Origin of the sequence: Vibrio sp. YYF0003 (assembly GCF_036350715.1) — a bacterium.
Lineage (GTDB): Bacteria > Pseudomonadota > Gammaproteobacteria > Enterobacterales > Vibrionaceae > Vibrio > Vibrio natriegens.
In genome coordinates this window covers 1-15,138 of the sequence record NZ_JAZDWA010000010.1, presented here as the reverse complement: position 1 = coordinate 15,138, position 15,138 = coordinate 1, and the positions used below count along the sequence as shown (strand labels likewise).

General features: G+C 47.5%; 17 protein-coding genes. 8 read left to right on the top strand and 9 right to left on the bottom strand.

The annotated features are described in order from the left end of the window. Nucleotides 1-19: 19 nt before the first annotated feature. The 6 genes from V1U08_RS20740 to def form a co-directional block, all read right to left on the bottom strand. On the bottom strand, nt 20-613 hold the full coding sequence (locus tag V1U08_RS20740; RefSeq protein WP_330471358.1) for a DUF3157 family protein: 594 nt from the start codon (nt 611-613) through the stop codon (nt 20-22). 25 nt (nt 614-638) lie between these two features. Continuing rightward, nucleotides 639-2,084: a TrkH family potassium uptake protein gene (locus V1U08_RS20735; RefSeq protein WP_014233390.1), complete on the bottom strand. Its 1,446-nt coding sequence runs from the start codon at nt 2,082-2,084 to the stop codon at nt 639-641. 9 nt (nt 2,085-2,093) lie between these two features. Continuing rightward, the gene (gene trkA / locus V1U08_RS20730; protein WP_014233389.1) at nt 2,094-3,470 is read right to left on the bottom strand and encodes a Trk system potassium transporter TrkA; all 1,377 of its coding nucleotides are present in this window, start codon (nt 3,468-3,470) and stop codon (nt 2,094-2,096) included. A 63-nt stretch (nt 3,471-3,533) separates the two neighbouring features. Beyond that, on the bottom strand, nt 3,534-4,817 hold the full coding sequence (gene rsmB, locus V1U08_RS20725; RefSeq protein WP_330471357.1) for a 16S rRNA (cytosine(967)-C(5))-methyltransferase RsmB: 1,284 nt from the start codon (nt 4,815-4,817) through the stop codon (nt 3,534-3,536). An 82-nt stretch (nt 4,818-4,899) separates the two neighbouring features. Further along, nucleotides 4,900-5,847 carry a methionyl-tRNA formyltransferase gene (gene fmt / locus V1U08_RS20720; RefSeq protein WP_330471356.1) on the bottom strand — a complete coding sequence of 316 codons (948 nt, stop codon included), beginning with the start codon at nt 5,845-5,847 and terminating at the stop codon, nt 4,900-4,902. A gap of 34 nt (nt 5,848-5,881) precedes the next feature. Beyond that, complete coding sequence (gene def / locus V1U08_RS20715; protein ID WP_014233386.1) at nt 5,882-6,400, bottom strand: peptide deformylase; 519 nt, start codon at nt 6,398-6,400, stop codon at nt 5,882-5,884. A gap of 138 nt (nt 6,401-6,538) precedes the next feature. On the opposite strand from def, the gene V1U08_RS20710 reads away from it, so the two are divergent. The 4 genes from V1U08_RS20710 (at nt 6,539) to V1U08_RS20695 (ending at nt 9,860) form a co-directional block, all read left to right on the top strand. Continuing rightward, a complete protein-coding gene (locus V1U08_RS20710) occupies nt 6,539-7,633 on the top strand; it encodes a LysM peptidoglycan-binding domain-containing protein (protein ID WP_330471355.1) in 1,095 nt (364 codons plus the stop codon). Further along, a complete protein-coding gene (gene dprA / locus V1U08_RS20705) occupies nt 7,617-8,726 on the top strand; it encodes a DNA-processing protein DprA (protein WP_330471354.1) in 1,110 nt (369 codons plus the stop codon). The genes V1U08_RS20710 and dprA overlap by 17 nt, the downstream gene beginning before the upstream one ends. A 2-nt stretch (nt 8,727-8,728) precedes the next feature. After that, the gene (locus V1U08_RS20700) at nt 8,729-9,208 is read left to right on the top strand and encodes a DUF494 family protein (RefSeq protein ID WP_031779194.1); all 480 of its coding nucleotides are present in this window, start codon (nt 8,729-8,731) and stop codon (nt 9,206-9,208) included. An 82-nt stretch (nt 9,209-9,290) separates the two neighbouring features. Further along, the gene (locus V1U08_RS20695; RefSeq protein WP_014233382.1) at nt 9,291-9,860 is read left to right on the top strand and encodes a DNA topoisomerase family protein; all 570 of its coding nucleotides are present in this window, start codon (nt 9,291-9,293) and stop codon (nt 9,858-9,860) included. A 60-nt stretch (nt 9,861-9,920) separates the two neighbouring features. Here V1U08_RS20695 and V1U08_RS20690 read toward each other — a convergent pair whose 3' ends face one another. Together V1U08_RS20690 and purE are read right to left on the bottom strand one after the other, a co-directional pair. Further along, nucleotides 9,921-11,054, bottom strand: coding sequence for a 5-(carboxyamino)imidazole ribonucleotide synthase (locus V1U08_RS20690; RefSeq protein ID WP_014233381.1), 1,134 nt, complete (start codon nt 11,052-11,054; stop codon nt 9,921-9,923). A 4-nt stretch (nt 11,055-11,058) separates the two neighbouring features. After that, nucleotides 11,059-11,544, bottom strand: a complete 486-nt coding sequence (gene purE / locus V1U08_RS20685) for a 5-(carboxyamino)imidazole ribonucleotide mutase (RefSeq protein WP_005394016.1) — start codon at nt 11,542-11,544, stop codon at nt 11,059-11,061. Between the two features lie 205 nt (nt 11,545-11,749). On the opposite strand from purE, the gene V1U08_RS20680 reads away from it, so the two are divergent. From V1U08_RS20680 to V1U08_RS20665, 4 genes are all read left to right on the top strand, one after another. Next, nucleotides 11,750-12,307 carry an L-threonylcarbamoyladenylate synthase gene (locus V1U08_RS20680; protein WP_014233380.1) on the top strand — a complete coding sequence of 186 codons (558 nt, stop codon included), beginning with the start codon at nt 11,750-11,752 and terminating at the stop codon, nt 12,305-12,307. A gap of 48 nt (nt 12,308-12,355) precedes the next feature. After that, the gene (gene hemF, locus V1U08_RS20675) at nt 12,356-13,273 is read left to right on the top strand and encodes an oxygen-dependent coproporphyrinogen oxidase (RefSeq protein ID WP_239950315.1); all 918 of its coding nucleotides are present in this window, start codon (nt 12,356-12,358) and stop codon (nt 13,271-13,273) included. Nucleotides 13,274-13,375: 102 nt separating this feature from the next. Next, nucleotides 13,376-14,209, top strand: a complete 834-nt coding sequence (gene aroE, locus V1U08_RS20670) for a shikimate dehydrogenase (RefSeq protein WP_330471353.1) — start codon at nt 13,376-13,378, stop codon at nt 14,207-14,209. Between the two features lie 3 nt (nt 14,210-14,212). Next, nucleotides 14,213-14,476 (top strand): DUF1488 domain-containing protein, encoded by a 264-nt coding sequence (locus V1U08_RS20665; RefSeq protein ID WP_020333537.1) that lies wholly within the window; start codon nt 14,213-14,215, stop codon nt 14,474-14,476. A 16-nt stretch (nt 14,477-14,492) separates the two neighbouring features. On the opposite strand, the gene V1U08_RS20660 is transcribed toward V1U08_RS20665, so the two are convergent. Continuing rightward, nucleotides 14,493-15,041 (bottom strand): gamma carbonic anhydrase family protein, encoded by a 549-nt coding sequence (locus tag V1U08_RS20660; RefSeq protein WP_065297555.1) that lies wholly within the window; start codon nt 15,039-15,041, stop codon nt 14,493-14,495. Nucleotides 15,042-15,138 lie beyond the last annotated feature (97 nt).

The following is a 15,138-nucleotide window of genomic DNA, read 5'->3' as shown; positions in this document are numbered from 1 at the left end:
GCTCGACAACGTAGGCGTATTAGCGCGTTTGTACTTCGACCACTTTTGCCGAAAACTGGTATTGCTGCGATTGCGGCACTGCCAGTTTGATGGTTTTACCTTGCTCAGCTTGTTGTGGGCGAAGATAGGTATCCGCCATACGCTTGATTGACTGCCAAACAGTGACCTTTTCTTTCGCCAATGCCTCTCCAGACATATCGAACACCTGAACTTCGACTTCAATCTGAATTACTGACTGCGAGCTTTGATTAGTGATCGAAGTAGGAAAAACCAGTTCGCCGCCTTCGTAACTTGCAGAGCCAATCAATATATCCACACCTGAATCTGATAGCTGCATGGTTGGTTTTTTTGCATTGACGGTAACCGTCGTGCCCACGGTTTTCGAGACGACAGGAATGGTCGCTATTACTGGAACAGCAACTGATTCAGTCGCTGCGGTGACCGCTTTGGTTGCTGAAGCAGTAGTGGCTTTAGGTGCCGAGTACTCAACCACATATTCCCAAGTAAAATCATCATTTAACTTTACGTTTCTTCCATCAGCTAACGTTACTACCTCGGCAGCATAGACCGATGATGTGGCCAGCAGAGTAGCCAATGTAATCCAAGTTTTCATTGTTGTACCTTTTATTTCATTGCCGTTAACGACGCCAGAAGGCTGGAAAGAACAATACAAGAATAGTCAGAATTTCCAGACGACCCATTAACATGCCAAAACTTAATAGCCATTTTGCGGAGTCTGGTAATGGTGCAAAGTTACCTGTCGGGCCAATCACAGAGCCCATACCCGGGCCTACGTTGGCGACTGCCGTAATCGAGCCGGATATGCTGGTGATTGGGTCTAAACCGAGAGCACTCAGACAACCAGCGATAAAGATGATGGTGATAAAGAACATCAAAACAAATGCAACTACAGAGCGCACAATGTCGTCATTCACAGGGCGTTGGTTATAACGCTGGACGAACACACCAGAAGGGTGAACCAGCTTCAGCATCTGCTTGTTCAGCAGGGTCATGGCAACCTGGAAGCGGAATATTTTGATCCCACCGGATGTTGAACCTGAGCAAGCACCTGCAATCATCAAGAAGGCGAATAGTGTGGTCGGTAATGCGCCCCATGCAGTGAAGTCTTCCAGGCCAAATCCGGTGGTCGTCACGACGGACACGATATTAAACATCGATACACGTAGCGCATCGACCATGGTGTAACCATCGCGAATAACCAGCCAACTGGCAATCACTAGGCTTGAGAAGAGGAACAGGTAAGCAAAACCACGAACTTGGGCGTCTTTGAGTAATATATCAATGCGACGTTTTCTCAGTGCTGCCACGAATAGCAAGAATGGTAACCCACCTAAGAACATAAAGGTTGTCGCTACCCAGTGCGCTCCATTTGAGAAGTGATTCATTGAGCCATCAGAGGTCGAGTAGCCACCTGTCGACAGGGTGGTGAAAGCATGGTTTATTGCTTCAAATACCGTCATACCTGTCAGTATGTAACCGCCGATACACATTCCGGTTAAGATTAGATAAACCAGCACGATGTTTTTCGCCACGGTCTTGGCTCTTGGGCTACTTTTATCAGACCAGTCAGAAGATTCCGTTTGGAACAGCTTCATACCACCGACGTTAAGCATTGGTAGTACCGCTACCGCCATTACGATAAAGCCCACGCCACCAAGCCACTGCAGAATAGAACGCCACAATAAGATGCTTGGTGCCATATCATCCAAGCCGCTTAGAACCGTTGAACCAGTAGTGGTGATGCCCGACATGGTTTCGAAATAGGCATCGGTAAAACTGATATGGTTGATGAAAACAAACGGTAACGCTGCGAAAGCACTGGCGATGGTCCAGACTAAGCTGGTAATGAGGAACATGTCGCGCACACTGAGTTTGAATTTAGCCGTTCGGCCGATACTCAGGCAGATAAACGCAGCCAGGTGCGTAATCAAGACGGCTTGGGCAAAGTCGAGAAACCCGCCCGTACCAGTGAAGAAAGCGACCAAAGTAGGCACGTACATGAAAAGGGCCAGTTTGGATAAAACCAGCCCGATAACGAACAGTACGGGACGTAAGTTGACCATAAGAGAGTCCTAGAGGAAGAATGGGCTCGGCTGGAACAGAGCTTCGACGTCTGGTACGTATTTTTTGTCGACCAGGAACATCACAACATGGTCATCTTGTTCGATGATAGTGCGGTCGTGAGCGATAAGAACTTCTTCGCCACGAACGATGGCACCGATGGTGGTTCCTGGTGGAAGTTTAATATCTCCAATGGCGCGACCGACCACTTTCGATGTGGTTTCATCACCATGGGCAACGGCTTCGATCGCTTCCGCTGCACCGCGGCGTAGAGAAGATACGTTAACAATATCGGCACGGCGAACGTGGGTCAGCAATGCAGAAATTGTTGCTTGCTGAGGCGAAATGGCTACATCAATCACACCACCTTGTACAAGATCGACATAGGCACCACGCTGAATCAGTACCATTACCTTTTTGGCACCCATGCGTTTTGCCAGCATCGCGGACATGATGTTGGTTTCATCTTCGTTCGTCAGCGCAATGAACACATCGACCTGGTCGATGTTTTCTTCGGTCAGCAACTCTTGATCTGCTGCATCACCACAGAAGACGATGGTGTTACCGAGCTGCTCAGACAGCTGTTCAGCGCGTTGGTAGTTACGCTCGATTAATTTCACGCTGTAAGTCTGCTCTAAGCGTTTTGCTAAGCTCGCACCGATGTTACCACCACCAACAATCATAATACGGCGGTAAGGCTTTTCAAGGCGCTGTAGTTCACTCATTACGGAGCGAATATGATTACTTGCCGCGACAAAGAACACTTCATCATCAGCTTCAATGATAGTCGTGCCTTGCGGACGAATCGGACGACCCTGACGGAAGATTGCTGCTACACGGGTATCGATATGAGGCATGTGCTCTCGTAGCGCTGAGAGTGCGTTACCGACCAATGGGCCGCCATAGTAGGCTTTTACGGCAACAAGACTGACTTTCTGCTCAGCGAAGCTGACTACCTGTAGTGCGCCAGGATATTGGATCAGACGTTCGATATAGCTGGTTACCAGCTCTTCTGGTGCGATTAGGTGGTCGACGGGGATCGCACCAGATTTAAATAGGGCTTCTTTTTCTGCCAGATACTCAGGCGAACGGATACGTGCAACACGGTTAGGCGTGTTAAACAGAGTGAAGGCTACCTGACATGCTGCCATATTGGTTTCGTCAGTGTTGGTGACTGCAACCAGCATGTCGGCATCTTGCGCGCCAGCTTCGTGGAGTACATCCGGATGGCTTGCGTGGCCATTGACCACACGCAGGTCATATTTGTCCTGTAGTTCACGCAATCGGTCAGAATTGTTATCGACGATGGTGATGTCGTTGTTTTCACCAACCAGGTTTTCTGCCAGTGTGCCGCCAACCTGACCAGCACCAAGAATAATGATCTTCATACTCTTTTCTCGTTATCTGAAAAAGGCGATTGAATGACTCCAATCGCCCTATTTAGCCTGCTGTTACGCGTGTGTTTTCGTCAGCACAGCGTAGTAGAATCCATCCATGTCTTCTTCACCTGGTAGAATTTGACGTCCAGGGTGTTCAGGGTCAGAATCCAGCAATTTCGCATCAGCGGTGCGAGCTAAGAATGCTTTCACTTGCTCTACGTTTTCTTGTGGAGTGATTGAACAAGTTGCATAAACCATTGTGCCGCCTGGTTTTAGCTGTGTCCACATCGCATCGAAAATTTCGCTTTGCAGCTCTGCTAATGCCGCAATATCGTCGGCTCGGCGCAGCCATTTGATATCAGGGTGACGACGAATCACGCCCGTCGCAGAACACGGCGCATCCAGCAAGATGCGGTCAAATTGCTCACCTTGCCACCATTCTTGAGGATTACGTGCATCGCCGCAAACCACTTTTGCCTGAAGATTGAGACGCTTCAGGTTTTCATGTACGCGTTTCAGGCGAGTGTCGTCACAGTCAATCGCGACCACTTCACTGTCGGATGTACGTTCAAGAATATGTGCGGTTTTGCCGCCTGGTGCTGCGCAGCAATCCAGAATCAACTCACCATCTTTTGGCTTTAGGTAGTTAATTGAAAGTTGAGCGGCAGCATCTTGTACCGATACCCAGCCTTTCTCAAACCCAGGCAACTTGGTCACATCGCATGGCGCAGCCAATTTTAGCGCGTCCATTGCCTCTGTGTGCGGCGTGGCCTCAATGTTTTCATTTTTGAGTAGTGCCAGATATTCATCACGATTATGGTGCTGGTGGTTAACCCGCAGCCACATTGGCGCTTTCTGATTGTTGGCTTCGACAATGCTTTCCCACTGCTCTGGGTAAGCGTCTTGCAGCAGCTTAAGTAGCCAACTTGGGTGGCCATATTTACCAGCGTTGTGGCTAACAGCGATCTGGTCAAGCTCTTCCTGGTTGCGTTGGTAATTACGCAATACCGCATTAATCAGACCACGCAGGCGAGGGCCTTTTAAATCTTTAGTGCCTTCAACGGTTTCACCAACGGCTGCATGCGCAGGAATACGCATAAAGCTCAGCTGATAAATACCAACCAGGATTAAGTGATGGAAAACACGCTGTTTACCTTTCAGAGGCTTATCCATTAGCTGGCTTGAAATGGTTTCAAGGCGAGGTAAGTAGCGAAGTGCTCCGTAACAGATCTCTTGCAAAAGCGCGTGATCACGAGGTCGGATGGTTTGTTGAGCCGCTGGTAGAGCGCTAGAAAGAGAATGGCCCTTGTCGACGACAAGATACAAGACGTTGGCAGCCGCAGCGCGAACATTCATGATGAGTACCTTAAAGTAAAGGAGGGCATCTCTGCCCTCTAAAAGTTCGTATTATTAGGGGAATAACGCACCCTAGTATGGCTTAAATTAGCTGGGTGCCAACTTCAAACCAAGATGCACGCGAGTTCAGAATGTCTTGAACTGGCATGGCTTTTTTACCAGGAACCTGTAGTTGCTCCAGAACTAATACGCCATTGCCTGTCGCTACATAAATACCGGTTTTGTCTGCTTGCACAATTGTGCCAGCTGGCTTATCGCTGGTTTGCTCTGCTACTCGGCTTTGCCAAACCTTGATGCTGTTTTCAGCCGCTTCAAAATGGCTCATAGGCCAAGGATTGAATGCACGAACGCAACGCTCGATGTGTGCTGCTTCTTCGCTCCAGTTGATGCGAGCTTCTTCTTTGCTGAGCTTTTTCGCGTAGTTTGCGAGCTCATCATCTTGCTTAACTGGCACTGCTTTATCCGCAGCGATATCTGCCAGACAATCAATCAGCGCTTGCGGGCCAAGGTCGGCAAGCTTTTCGTACATAGATGCGCTGGTATCGGTCGCTTCGATTGGTAGCGTCGCGATTTTCAGCATATCACCCGTATCCAGACCAATATCCATCTGCATGATGGTTACGCCAGTTTCTGCATCACCTGCCCAAATAGAACGTTGGATTGGTGCCGCACCACGCCAGCGAGGCAGGATAGAACCGTGTACGTTAATACAACCGAGCTTAGGCGTGTCTAATACCGCTTGTGGTAGCAGAAGGCCATAAGCCACAACAACCATGATATCGGCGTTCAGATCAGCCAGCGCTTGTTTCGCTTCATCTGATTTGAAGTTTTCTGGTTGATAAACAGGGATGTCGTGTTCTAGTGCAATGTTTTTAACCGGGCTTGCAGTAAGCTTTTTACCGCGACCCGCAGGGCGGTCTGGTTGAGTATACACTGCAATTACTTCGTGCTCCGAAGACAACAACGCCGCCAAGTGACGGGCGGCGAAATCCGGAGTACCTGCAAAGACAATACGTAAAGACTGACTCAAGGTAGACTTCCTTCTTAATTGGTATGGGTCGCGATTAAGCGTTTAGCTGCTTTTCGTTGTAGCGTTTGATCTTCGCCAGCTTTTCCTGAATGCGCTTACGCTTCAGAGGCGATAGATAATCAACAAACAATTTACCTTGTAGGTGATCCAGTTCGTGTTGAACACAAATCGCTAGCAGGTCGTCAGCGTCAAAGGTAAATTCTTTGCCGTCGCGATCCAATGCTTTAACGGTAACCTCAGCGGCGCGAGGCACAAGGGCGCGAGCACCCGGTACCGATAGACAGCCTTCTTCGATGCCATCTTCGCCGCGCTTTTCCAGAATCTCAGGGTTGATAAGCACCATTGGCTCATCACGAGTTTCTGAAATATCAATCACTACGATACGCTTATGAATATCAACCTGCGTTGCAGCAAGGCCAATACCTTCTTCGTCGTACATGGTTTCAATCATATCATCGACGATTTTTTGAATTTCAGGTGTCACCTCTTCCACAGGCTTAGCTACTGTGCGTAGGCGATCATCTGGAAATGTTAATACTTGTAATACAGACATATTCACTCGAAATATTGAACTGTGCCGAAACAGCACAAACCTTGTTGGCTCAATTCTAGACATTTTATGACCTAAATGACAGCATCCTTGCATTAATTTCCATACCAACTACTGCTTAATAGACCAAGGATGAGGGGCATGAATCGCATTTTTCGCAATGTTTCCAGCATTATGTTGCCGTTACTATTCTCCTTCACTGCAGCAGCAAATGCTGACTCTAAACCGCTCGCAGTCAAAGCGGATGCCCCACAAACCTATGTGGTAGTGAAAGGCGATACTCTATGGGACATTTCGGCGATGTACCTGGACAGTCCGTGGTTGTGGCCCCGCTTGTGGCAAATTAACCCAGAGATAGATAATCCACATTTGATTTATCCCGGCGATAAGTTGTCACTGGTGTGGATTAACGGTCAGCCAGTCCTAAGCTTAAAGCCCGTTAAAAAACTGAGTCCACAGGCTCGAATTACCGAAAAGAAGGCTGTGCCGACGGTTGCGGAAGGTCTGGTGATGCCTTATCTCAGTTCTGACCGACTGGTAGATAAAGAGACGCTCGACAATGCAGTCAAAGTGATGGGCAGTTCCAAAGGCAGTCGGTATTTGACCGCAGAAGATGTGTTGTACATCAGCGGTGAGCAGACCGCGACGGAATGGGCGATTTATCGCCCGGTCGAGACTTACTCTCGTGAAGACGTTTCAAAGGAAATCACCGCATTGCGCTTGATCGCAAAAGGGGAGTTGGTGGATGCATCTGAAGCGTTTTCTGGATTAAAAATCACCGCTCAGTTACAAGAAATTCTCCGTAATGACATCGCCTTACCAAATCAAATGGTAGAGAGTGGCGAGTTTTCCACGACGTTCTATCCCCTTCCTTCGCCGCAGGGTAGTACTGCGAAGCTCCTGGGAAATATCGAAGGTATTCGCTTCAGTTCAACCAATCAGGTTGTTGTTATTGATAAAGGAATGGCGGATAAGCTGAAACAAGGCAGTGTTTTTGATCTTAAAGAAGACGCTCATCCGGTTGCTAAAGATGGCGATGGCTTCCAAAAAGAGGTGGGTTTATTCGATAAAGCAATTATTCTGCCCCAAAGTAAAGTGGGTGAACTGCTGGTAATCCGTCCTTATGAATACTTCAGCTTGGCTTTGATCACTAACAGTACTAAACCAATTAGTAACGAGGTAACGGTCGTTTCGCCTCTTGCTGAAGTGCCTGTCACAGATGAAACCACTCAATGAGAATGACCTTGTTGCCTGGCTAAAGCTAAGTTGCTTGCCAGGCATAGGCGGGGTCAAGCTGAACAAGTTACTAGCTAAAGACACGCCTCGAAACATCATCAACTCCTCTCATGAATACCTGCAGCGCCTTGGATTAAGTCAGAAGCAACTTCAGGCTTGGACGTCAGCCGATAAAGAAGTTGAAGCTTGCCTCAATTGGAAAGAGCTCGCTTCGAGTCACCATATTCTGACTTTAGATGACCCGCTTTACCCTCCGCTACTTAAACAGATTGTTGCACCGCCGCCCCTGTTGTTTTTGCAAGGCGATCCTACGTGTTTATCTCAGCCTCAGATTGCTATGGTGGGAAGCCGTAACGCGAGTGTTGACGGATTACAGTACGCCCGACACTTTGCTGCAGATTTCGTTAGTAATGATCTTGTTGTAACCAGTGGATTAGCTTTGGGCATTGATGGTCATGCGCATGACGGAGCGTTGCAAGCGGGAGGAAAGACGATAGCAGTTCTTGGTTCTGGCTTAGCTCATATTTACCCAGCGCGGCACCGGGGGTTGGCGCAGCGCGTCGCAGAGAGCGGTGCACTGATTTCAGAATTTCGCCCCAATGCGAAACCAAGGCCGGAACACTTTCCACGTCGCAACCGAATTATTAGTGGGTTATCTCTGGGGGTGTTTGTTGTCGAAGCGGCAGAGAAAAGCGGTTCTTTAATTACGGCGCGTTATGCGCTTGAGCAAGGACGAGAAGTGTTTGCTCTGCCCGCTTCTATTAATGCGAAAAATGCCAGTGGCGGAAATCATTTGATTCGCAATGGTGCTTGCCTCGTAGAAAAGACAAAAGATGTACTCGATGAAATACAGTCATTACTTGATTGGTCTGTTAATCAGAGCAGAGATTTATTTTCTACCTTAATTGATGAAGAAGAATTGCCATTTCCTCAGCTGTTAGCTAACGTAGGAAATGAGGCTACACCAGTTGATATTCTTGCAAGCAGGACCAATATACCTGTCCAGGAAGTCATGATGCAGCTCTTAGAGCTTGAGCTCTCAGGGCACGTTGTTGCAGTTTCAGGTGGCTATATTCGAAAGGGGAGGGGCTAGCTATGATGATGGATATACTGATGTATCTATTCGAAACCTACATCCATAGCGATGCAGAGTTACAGGTCGAACAAGACGAGTTGGAAGATGAGTTGCTTCGTGCAGGCTTCCAGCAAAAAGATATCTACAAAGCCCTTGTCTGGTTAGAAGAGCTTGCCGCGCTGCAGCAAAGTGATACATCTTCTGCTATATCGGCTTGTATCGCATCGTCATCGACTCGTATCTACACTGCGAAAGAGATGCAGCGTTTGGATCTAGAATGCCGAGGCTTTTTGTTATTCCTCGAGCAAATTAATGTCCTAACAACAGAAACTCGTGAAATGGTGATTGATCGGGTGATGGGACTGGAAACAAACGAATTTGAGCTTGAAGACCTCAAATGGATCATTCTGATGGTGCTGTTCAATGTACCGGGTAATGAGAACGCTTATACGCTGATGGAAGAGCTGTTGTACACCAAAGAACAAGGGATCCTTCATTAAGCCTAATCCCAACAAGTTCGTGTTCCGTTGGATGTGAACACGAGCTTGTGTATTTGGTGTGTCTTTCAATTAAACGGTAAGTATGAGTAGTAAAATCGACAACAGCCTTTTCTCTGCCCATGAACATGCGCTCGAACATGAGCCGTGTCCTAAGTGTGGGTCAGACTTGACGCTAAAACACGGTAAGCACGGCCCATTCCTTGGTTGTAGCCAGTATCCAGGTTGTGATTACATCAAAGCACTGCACAGTAACGATGGTCACATCGTCAAAGAATTGGGCGTACCTTGCCCCGACTGTGGCAATGAATTGGTGTTGCGCCAGGGACGTTATGGCATGTTTGTCGGGTGCAGCAGTTACCCAGCTTGTCATCATATTGAGTCTATTAACCAGCCTGAACCGGAAAAGCAGTCACAAGAACAGCATGCTTGTCCTGAATGTGGTAAAGGTCATTTAGTTGAGCGTAAGACACGCTTCGGCAAAACATTTTATGCGTGTGATAACTACCCGAAATGTAAGTTTGCCGTGAACCTGCCACCGGTCAAAGGCCGTTGCGAAGCGTGCGGTTTTTCATTGCTGGTTGAGAAGAAGCTCGCCAGCGGGGTGAAGTTACAGTGCGCTAACCGCAAGTGTCAGCATACGCAAGCTAAGTAAACGAAACTACCAATTAAAAAGGGTCGCATGATGCGACCCTTTGTTGTTTTTAGCTGGATTCTAAGCTTGAGACTGCTTGGCAAAATCATGCACGGCAGGGAAAGCCTCTGCATCCAGTACTTTGCCTAACGCACATAATCTGCGATGAAGTTCGCCAGGGTAGTCTCCACACACATTAATGTGGCCCATCTTGCGTCCTGCTCGTTTTTCTTTACCATACCAATGAATATGGCAACCATCCATCGCTAATACGGCTTCTGGCAAAGTATCTTCACCGAGAATATTAACCATCGACGTTTCGCGAACCAGTTTTGTGCTGCCTAGTGGCAAACCACAAACCGCGCGCAAATGGTTTTCAAACTGACAGGTTTCTGCACCTTGCTGTGTCCAGTGACCTGAGTTGTGAACGCGTGGCGCGATCTCATTCACCAGTAAAGTGCCATCTACATCGAAGAACTCTAGGGCTAATACGCCAACATAACCCAGACTTTCTGCAACCGCAGTAAACATCTGCTTGGCTTGGGTTTGAAGTTCTGGTTCATCAATGGCGGTAGAAAGGCTCAGTACACCATCAGTGTGCACGTTCTCTGCCAGTGGATAAACTTCAATGCTGCCATCTTTACCGCGAGCACCAACTAAAGATACTTCACAGTTAAATGGAACAAACTCTTCAGCCACTATAGCTTGGGTTGGTGTTGCTGCGATGCACTCGGCCATTTCCGTCCAGATAGCGTCTACCTGAGAAGCTTCTTTCAAGCGCCATTGGCCTTTACCATCGTAACCGCCTAATGCACTTTTCAGTACCATTGGCATACCCACGTGTTCAATCGCGCGGTCAAAATCTTCACGTGTTTCAATCACGTAGTATTTCGCATTACGCACGCCAGCGTTGTCGAGTAGAGCTTTTTCAAGACGACGGTCACCGCCTGCCTTGATCGCTTCTGTGCTCGGAAGGAACTTTCCACTCTCTTCACAGATGTCGAGCACATCGTGAGGGATATGTTCGAATTCTGCTGTTATCACATCGACTTGCTCAATGGCATTTTCCAGACCATGACCAAGCACATGTTGAGTAAGAGGGTGAACGATATTGCCGCTACCCACATCGTAAGCAGAGATTTGAATATTCAGAGGTGCACCAGCCAGAGACATCATACGAGCCAACTGACCAGCTCCTAGAACCAGTACGTGCATCCGATTAGTCCTCAGCTGGGTTTGGGTTAGCCAGAACCGTTTCTGTCTGTTCGTTGCGGAATGCTTCTACCTTCGCCATGATACTTTCATCATGCGTACCCAGAATTTGTGCTGCCAGGATACCGGCGTTTGCCGCACCTGCTTCGCCAATCGCTAACGTGCCGACCGCAATACCTTTAGGCATTTGTACGATAGACAGCAGAGAGTCCATTCCTTTCAGAGCACGTGACTGAACTGGAACGCCAAGTACTGGCAAGCTCGTGAATGCCGCCGCCATACCTGGTAGGTGAGCTGCGCCGCCCGCACCTGCGATGATTACTTTGATGCCGCGCTCTTTCGCACTGCTTGCGTAATCAGCCAATAGTTGAGGAGTACGGTGAGCTGACACCACTTTTGTTTCGTAAGACACGCCAAATTGATCCAGCATGTCCGCTGCTAGTTTCATGGTTGGCCAATCTGATTTAGAACCCATGATGATACCGACTTTCATCTCAAACTCCTTCAAGCTGCAAAATTAGGTGAGCTGATAAATTTGTGCGCATTATACGGGGATTTTTATCTCAAGCAAACGTTTGCGCGCCTTTGTAAATGCTATTGATACATTTTATAAAAAAATTGCTTTAGTCTCTGAGAATGAATCTTTGTACACTTAGGTATAGAGAAAATAATACAGTCAGATAATCAGGAAGTAATCGGTGGATAACTTTGAACAGGTGCTCAATGCACTACAGCAAGGCGAAGTGATTGCCTATCCAACAGAAGGTGTTTTTGGCGTCGGGTGTGATCCTGATAATCCAGAGGCAATCCAAAAGCTGCTGGAACTAAAACAGCGCCCGGTAGAAAAGGGGCTCATCCTTATTGCTGCCAGCTATGATCAGCTATTACCTTACATTGACGAGTCTCAGCTGACGCAAGCGCAGTTAGATAAAGTTCATGCCACCTGGCCTGGTCCTTACACTTGGATCATGCCTGCGAGCGATAAAGTCTCTAATTGGGTTTCAGGGCAGTTTGATTCGATTGCAGTTCGTGTGACCGATCATCCTTTGGTGCAAAAAATGTGTAATGCATTCGGAAAGCCGTTAACCTCTACCAGCGCGAATCTTTCAGGCTTGCCGCCGTGTATGACGACAGAAGAAGTTGAGCAGCAGCTGGGTGATAAGCTGGTGGCGATTCTTCGTGGTGAAACCAGCGGGCGTGATAAGCCAAGTGAAATTCGTGACGCCAAAACCTCGCAAATATTAAGACAGGGCTAACCCTGCCTACCAGCCTTCAATTAGGTACCAGATAATAGGTAATAACGTATGTCAGCAATCGATAAGCATGCCGTAAAGCAGTTCCTGATGTCGCTTCAGGATTCCATTTGTCAGCAGTTAGCACAAGAAGATGGAAAGGCCGTCTTTGTCGAAGATGCGTGGCATCGTGAGCCGGGAGAGCGTCTTGGTGGTGGTGGTCGTTCACGTGTTCTGCGTGATGGCGACGTGTTTGAGCAAGGTGGAGTGAACTTCTCTCATGTAGAAGGCAAAGAAATGCCAGCGTCAGCAACAGCGCATCGTCCTGAATTGGCGGGGCGACGTTTTGAAGCGATGGGAGTCTCTTTGGTTATTCACCCTAAAAACCCGTATGTGCCGACGTCACATGCCAATGTGCGCTTCTTTATTGCAGAAAAAGACGGAGAAGATCCGATTTGGTGGTTCGGTGGTGGCTTCGACTTAACGCCGTTCTATCCTTTCGAAGAAGACTGCCAGTCATGGCACGATACCGCGAAGGCAATCTGTGCCCCGTTCGGTGATGAAGTCTATTCGGATCACAAGGCTTGGTGCGATAAGTATTTCTTCCTTCCACATCGAAACGAAACTCGTGGTGTCGGTGGTTTGTTCTTTGATGATTTGAACCATTGGGAGTTCGACAAATGTTTCGATTACATCAAAGCGGTGGGTGAAGGCTTCTGTCAGGCTTATCTGCCAATCGTGGCACGACGTAAAGATATTGAGTTTGGCGAGCGAGAGCGAGAGTTTCAGTTGTATCGTCGTGGCCGTTATGTTGAGTTTAACTTGGTGTACGACCGTGGCACCTTGTTTGGTTTGCAAAGTGGTGGACGTACGGAGTCGATTCTTATGTCCATGCCGCCACTAGCACGCTGGGAATACAGTTATCAGCCTGAAGCTGGGACACCTGAAGCCGAGCTTTACGAGCGATACCTAAAACCACGTGACTGGTAAGCGCTGAATCTCCTTTTCTATATAGAAAGATAGTGATAGGGTCATCTTTAATCAGATGGCCCTGTTTTTCTCTATATTAAGGTAAGGAATAAAGGTAAGGAAATGACTCAGCAAGTTGATCGCTATGCGGTGTTTGGTAATCCCATCGGGCACAGTAAGTCGCCATTTATTCACACACTCTTTGCTCGCCAAACGAATCAATCGCTGACTTACACAGCCGAATGTGCCCCTGTCGACGGGTTTATTGAAGCCGTGAACGTGTTTTTTGCTGAAGGTGGTAAAGGATGTAATGTCACTTTGCCTTTTAAAGAACAGGCGTATCAGTTTGCCACTCGTTTAACAGAGCGTGCCCAACTTGCCGGAGCTGTGAATACACTCAAAAAGCTTGATGATGGTGAAATCATCGGTGACAACACCGACGGTGCTGGTCTGGTGCAAGACCTACTGCAGCACCAAGTCGTTTTAGAAGGCGCTCGTATCCTAATCATCGGAGCTGGTGGCGCTTCTCGAGGAGTAATTCTTCCGTTACTTGAGCAAAGGCCTGCTTCATTGACGGTAACCAACCGTACATTTTCTAAAGCTAAAGAATTGGCAGCGCTGTTTTCAGATTACGGGCCTGTGGCAGCGAAAGAGATGAACAGTATTACTCAAGAATACGACGTCGTTATTAACTCAACGTCAGCTTCGCTGAGTGGCGAACTTCCTGAAATATCGTCAGCTATCTTTGCTCCCAACAGCACAAGCTATGACATGATGTATGGCGGTGGTGATACCAAGTTTAACCAATGGGCTAAAGAACATGGTGCAGCTCAAGCTTATGACGGTTTAGGAATGTTGGTCGGTCAAGCGTCAGAAAGTTTTATGCTCTGGCGTGGTTTGCGTCCTGGCGCTAAACAGATTTTACGTGAGCTTAGAAAAAATCTTGAAGGTCAATAATCGATGAATCAATCCATTTTATTCCCAGACATCCAGTCCTGGGATGAATCATCACAATCAATCCACTTTCCTGCGCAGCAATCGGGCGCACTGATTGAATGCTACGTCACGAAACAACAACTCTCAAAAATGAGTGGCTTGGATATTGAAGATGAGCAAAAAGCTGTAGAAGCATTTTTAGCCTTACGCTTTGATCTGGAAGAAATGGCCGAAGAGCTCATAGAAGATGAAGCCTTCAATGAAGAAGGCCACATTGTAATTGATTAACTAGATTATCGGATGACTAACCAATGATTTCGACTTCATTCATGTAGTCGTTCTTATTCTGGACGTAGTTATCTGAAGACTTTTGTAAAAAAGCGCGCTCTTTTTCTGACAGTGGGCGTGCTTGTTTTACCGGGCTACCAACATAGAGGTAACCACTTTCTAATACTTTGCCAGGCGGAACTAAACTGCCAGCGCCAATCATCACTTCAGATTGTATAACTGCACCATCAAGAACGATTGCTCCCATACCTACTAATACGCGATCGTGAATCTCACAACCATGCAGCATGACTTTGTGACCGACAGTGACATCATTACCAATAATTAATGGATAGCCGTTTGGGTTTTCCTGATTCTTGTGTGTCACGTGTAATACACTGCCATCTTGGATATTTGTTCGTTCGCCGATGTGGATATGATTAACGTCACCACGCGCAGCAACCAACGGCCAAACGCTAGAATCGTCCCCAATAACGATGTCTCCGACTAAAACAGATGTTGAATCGACGTAAACTCGCTCACCAAGCTGAGGCTTTATACCTTTATAACTTCTTATTGAACTCATCTTTTCTCCTTATTATGGGCGATTAAAGGGTATATAGGGGTAGAAGAGTAGTAAAAACTCGCCTTTTAGAATAAAAAACACCCAAACGACAAATAAA

Bases quoted from the DNA above. Each gene is read 5' to 3' on its own strand.
- V1U08_RS20740 (WP_330471358.1), bottom strand. From the start codon at position 613: ATGAAAACTTGGATTACATTGGCTACTCTGCTGGCCACATCATCGGTC.
- V1U08_RS20735 (WP_014233390.1), bottom strand. From the start codon at position 2,084: ATGGTCAACTTACGTCCCGTACTGTTCGTTATCGGGCTGGTTTTATCC.
- trkA (WP_014233389.1), bottom strand. From the start codon at position 3,470: ATGAAGATCATTATTCTTGGTGCTGGTCAGGTTGGCGGCACACTGGCA.
- rsmB (WP_330471357.1), bottom strand. From the start codon at position 4,817: ATGAATGTTCGCGCTGCGGCTGCCAACGTCTTGTATCTTGTCGTCGAC.
- def (WP_014233386.1), bottom strand. From the start codon at position 6,400: ATGTCTGTATTACAAGTATTAACATTTCCAGATGATCGCCTACGCACA.
- V1U08_RS20710 (WP_330471355.1), top strand. From the start codon at position 6,539: ATGAATCGCATTTTTCGCAATGTTTCCAGCATTATGTTGCCGTTACTA.
- dprA (WP_330471354.1), top strand. From the start codon at position 7,617: ATGAAACCACTCAATGAGAATGACCTTGTTGCCTGGCTAAAGCTAAGT.
- V1U08_RS20700 (WP_031779194.1), top strand. From the start codon at position 8,729: ATGATGATGGATATACTGATGTATCTATTCGAAACCTACATCCATAGC.
- V1U08_RS20695 (WP_014233382.1), top strand. From the start codon at position 9,291: ATGAGTAGTAAAATCGACAACAGCCTTTTCTCTGCCCATGAACATGCG.
- V1U08_RS20690 (WP_014233381.1), bottom strand. From the start codon at position 11,054: ATGCACGTACTGGTTCTAGGAGCTGGTCAGTTGGCTCGTATGATGTCT.
- purE (WP_005394016.1), bottom strand. From the start codon at position 11,544: ATGAAAGTCGGTATCATCATGGGTTCTAAATCAGATTGGCCAACCATG.
- hemF (WP_239950315.1), top strand. From the start codon at position 12,356: ATGTCAGCAATCGATAAGCATGCCGTAAAGCAGTTCCTGATGTCGCTT.
- aroE (WP_330471353.1), top strand. From the start codon at position 13,376: ATGACTCAGCAAGTTGATCGCTATGCGGTGTTTGGTAATCCCATCGGG.
- V1U08_RS20665 (WP_020333537.1), top strand. From the start codon at position 14,213: ATGAATCAATCCATTTTATTCCCAGACATCCAGTCCTGGGATGAATCA.
- V1U08_RS20660 (WP_065297555.1), bottom strand. From the start codon at position 15,041: ATGAGTTCAATAAGAAGTTATAAAGGTATAAAGCCTCAGCTTGGTGAG.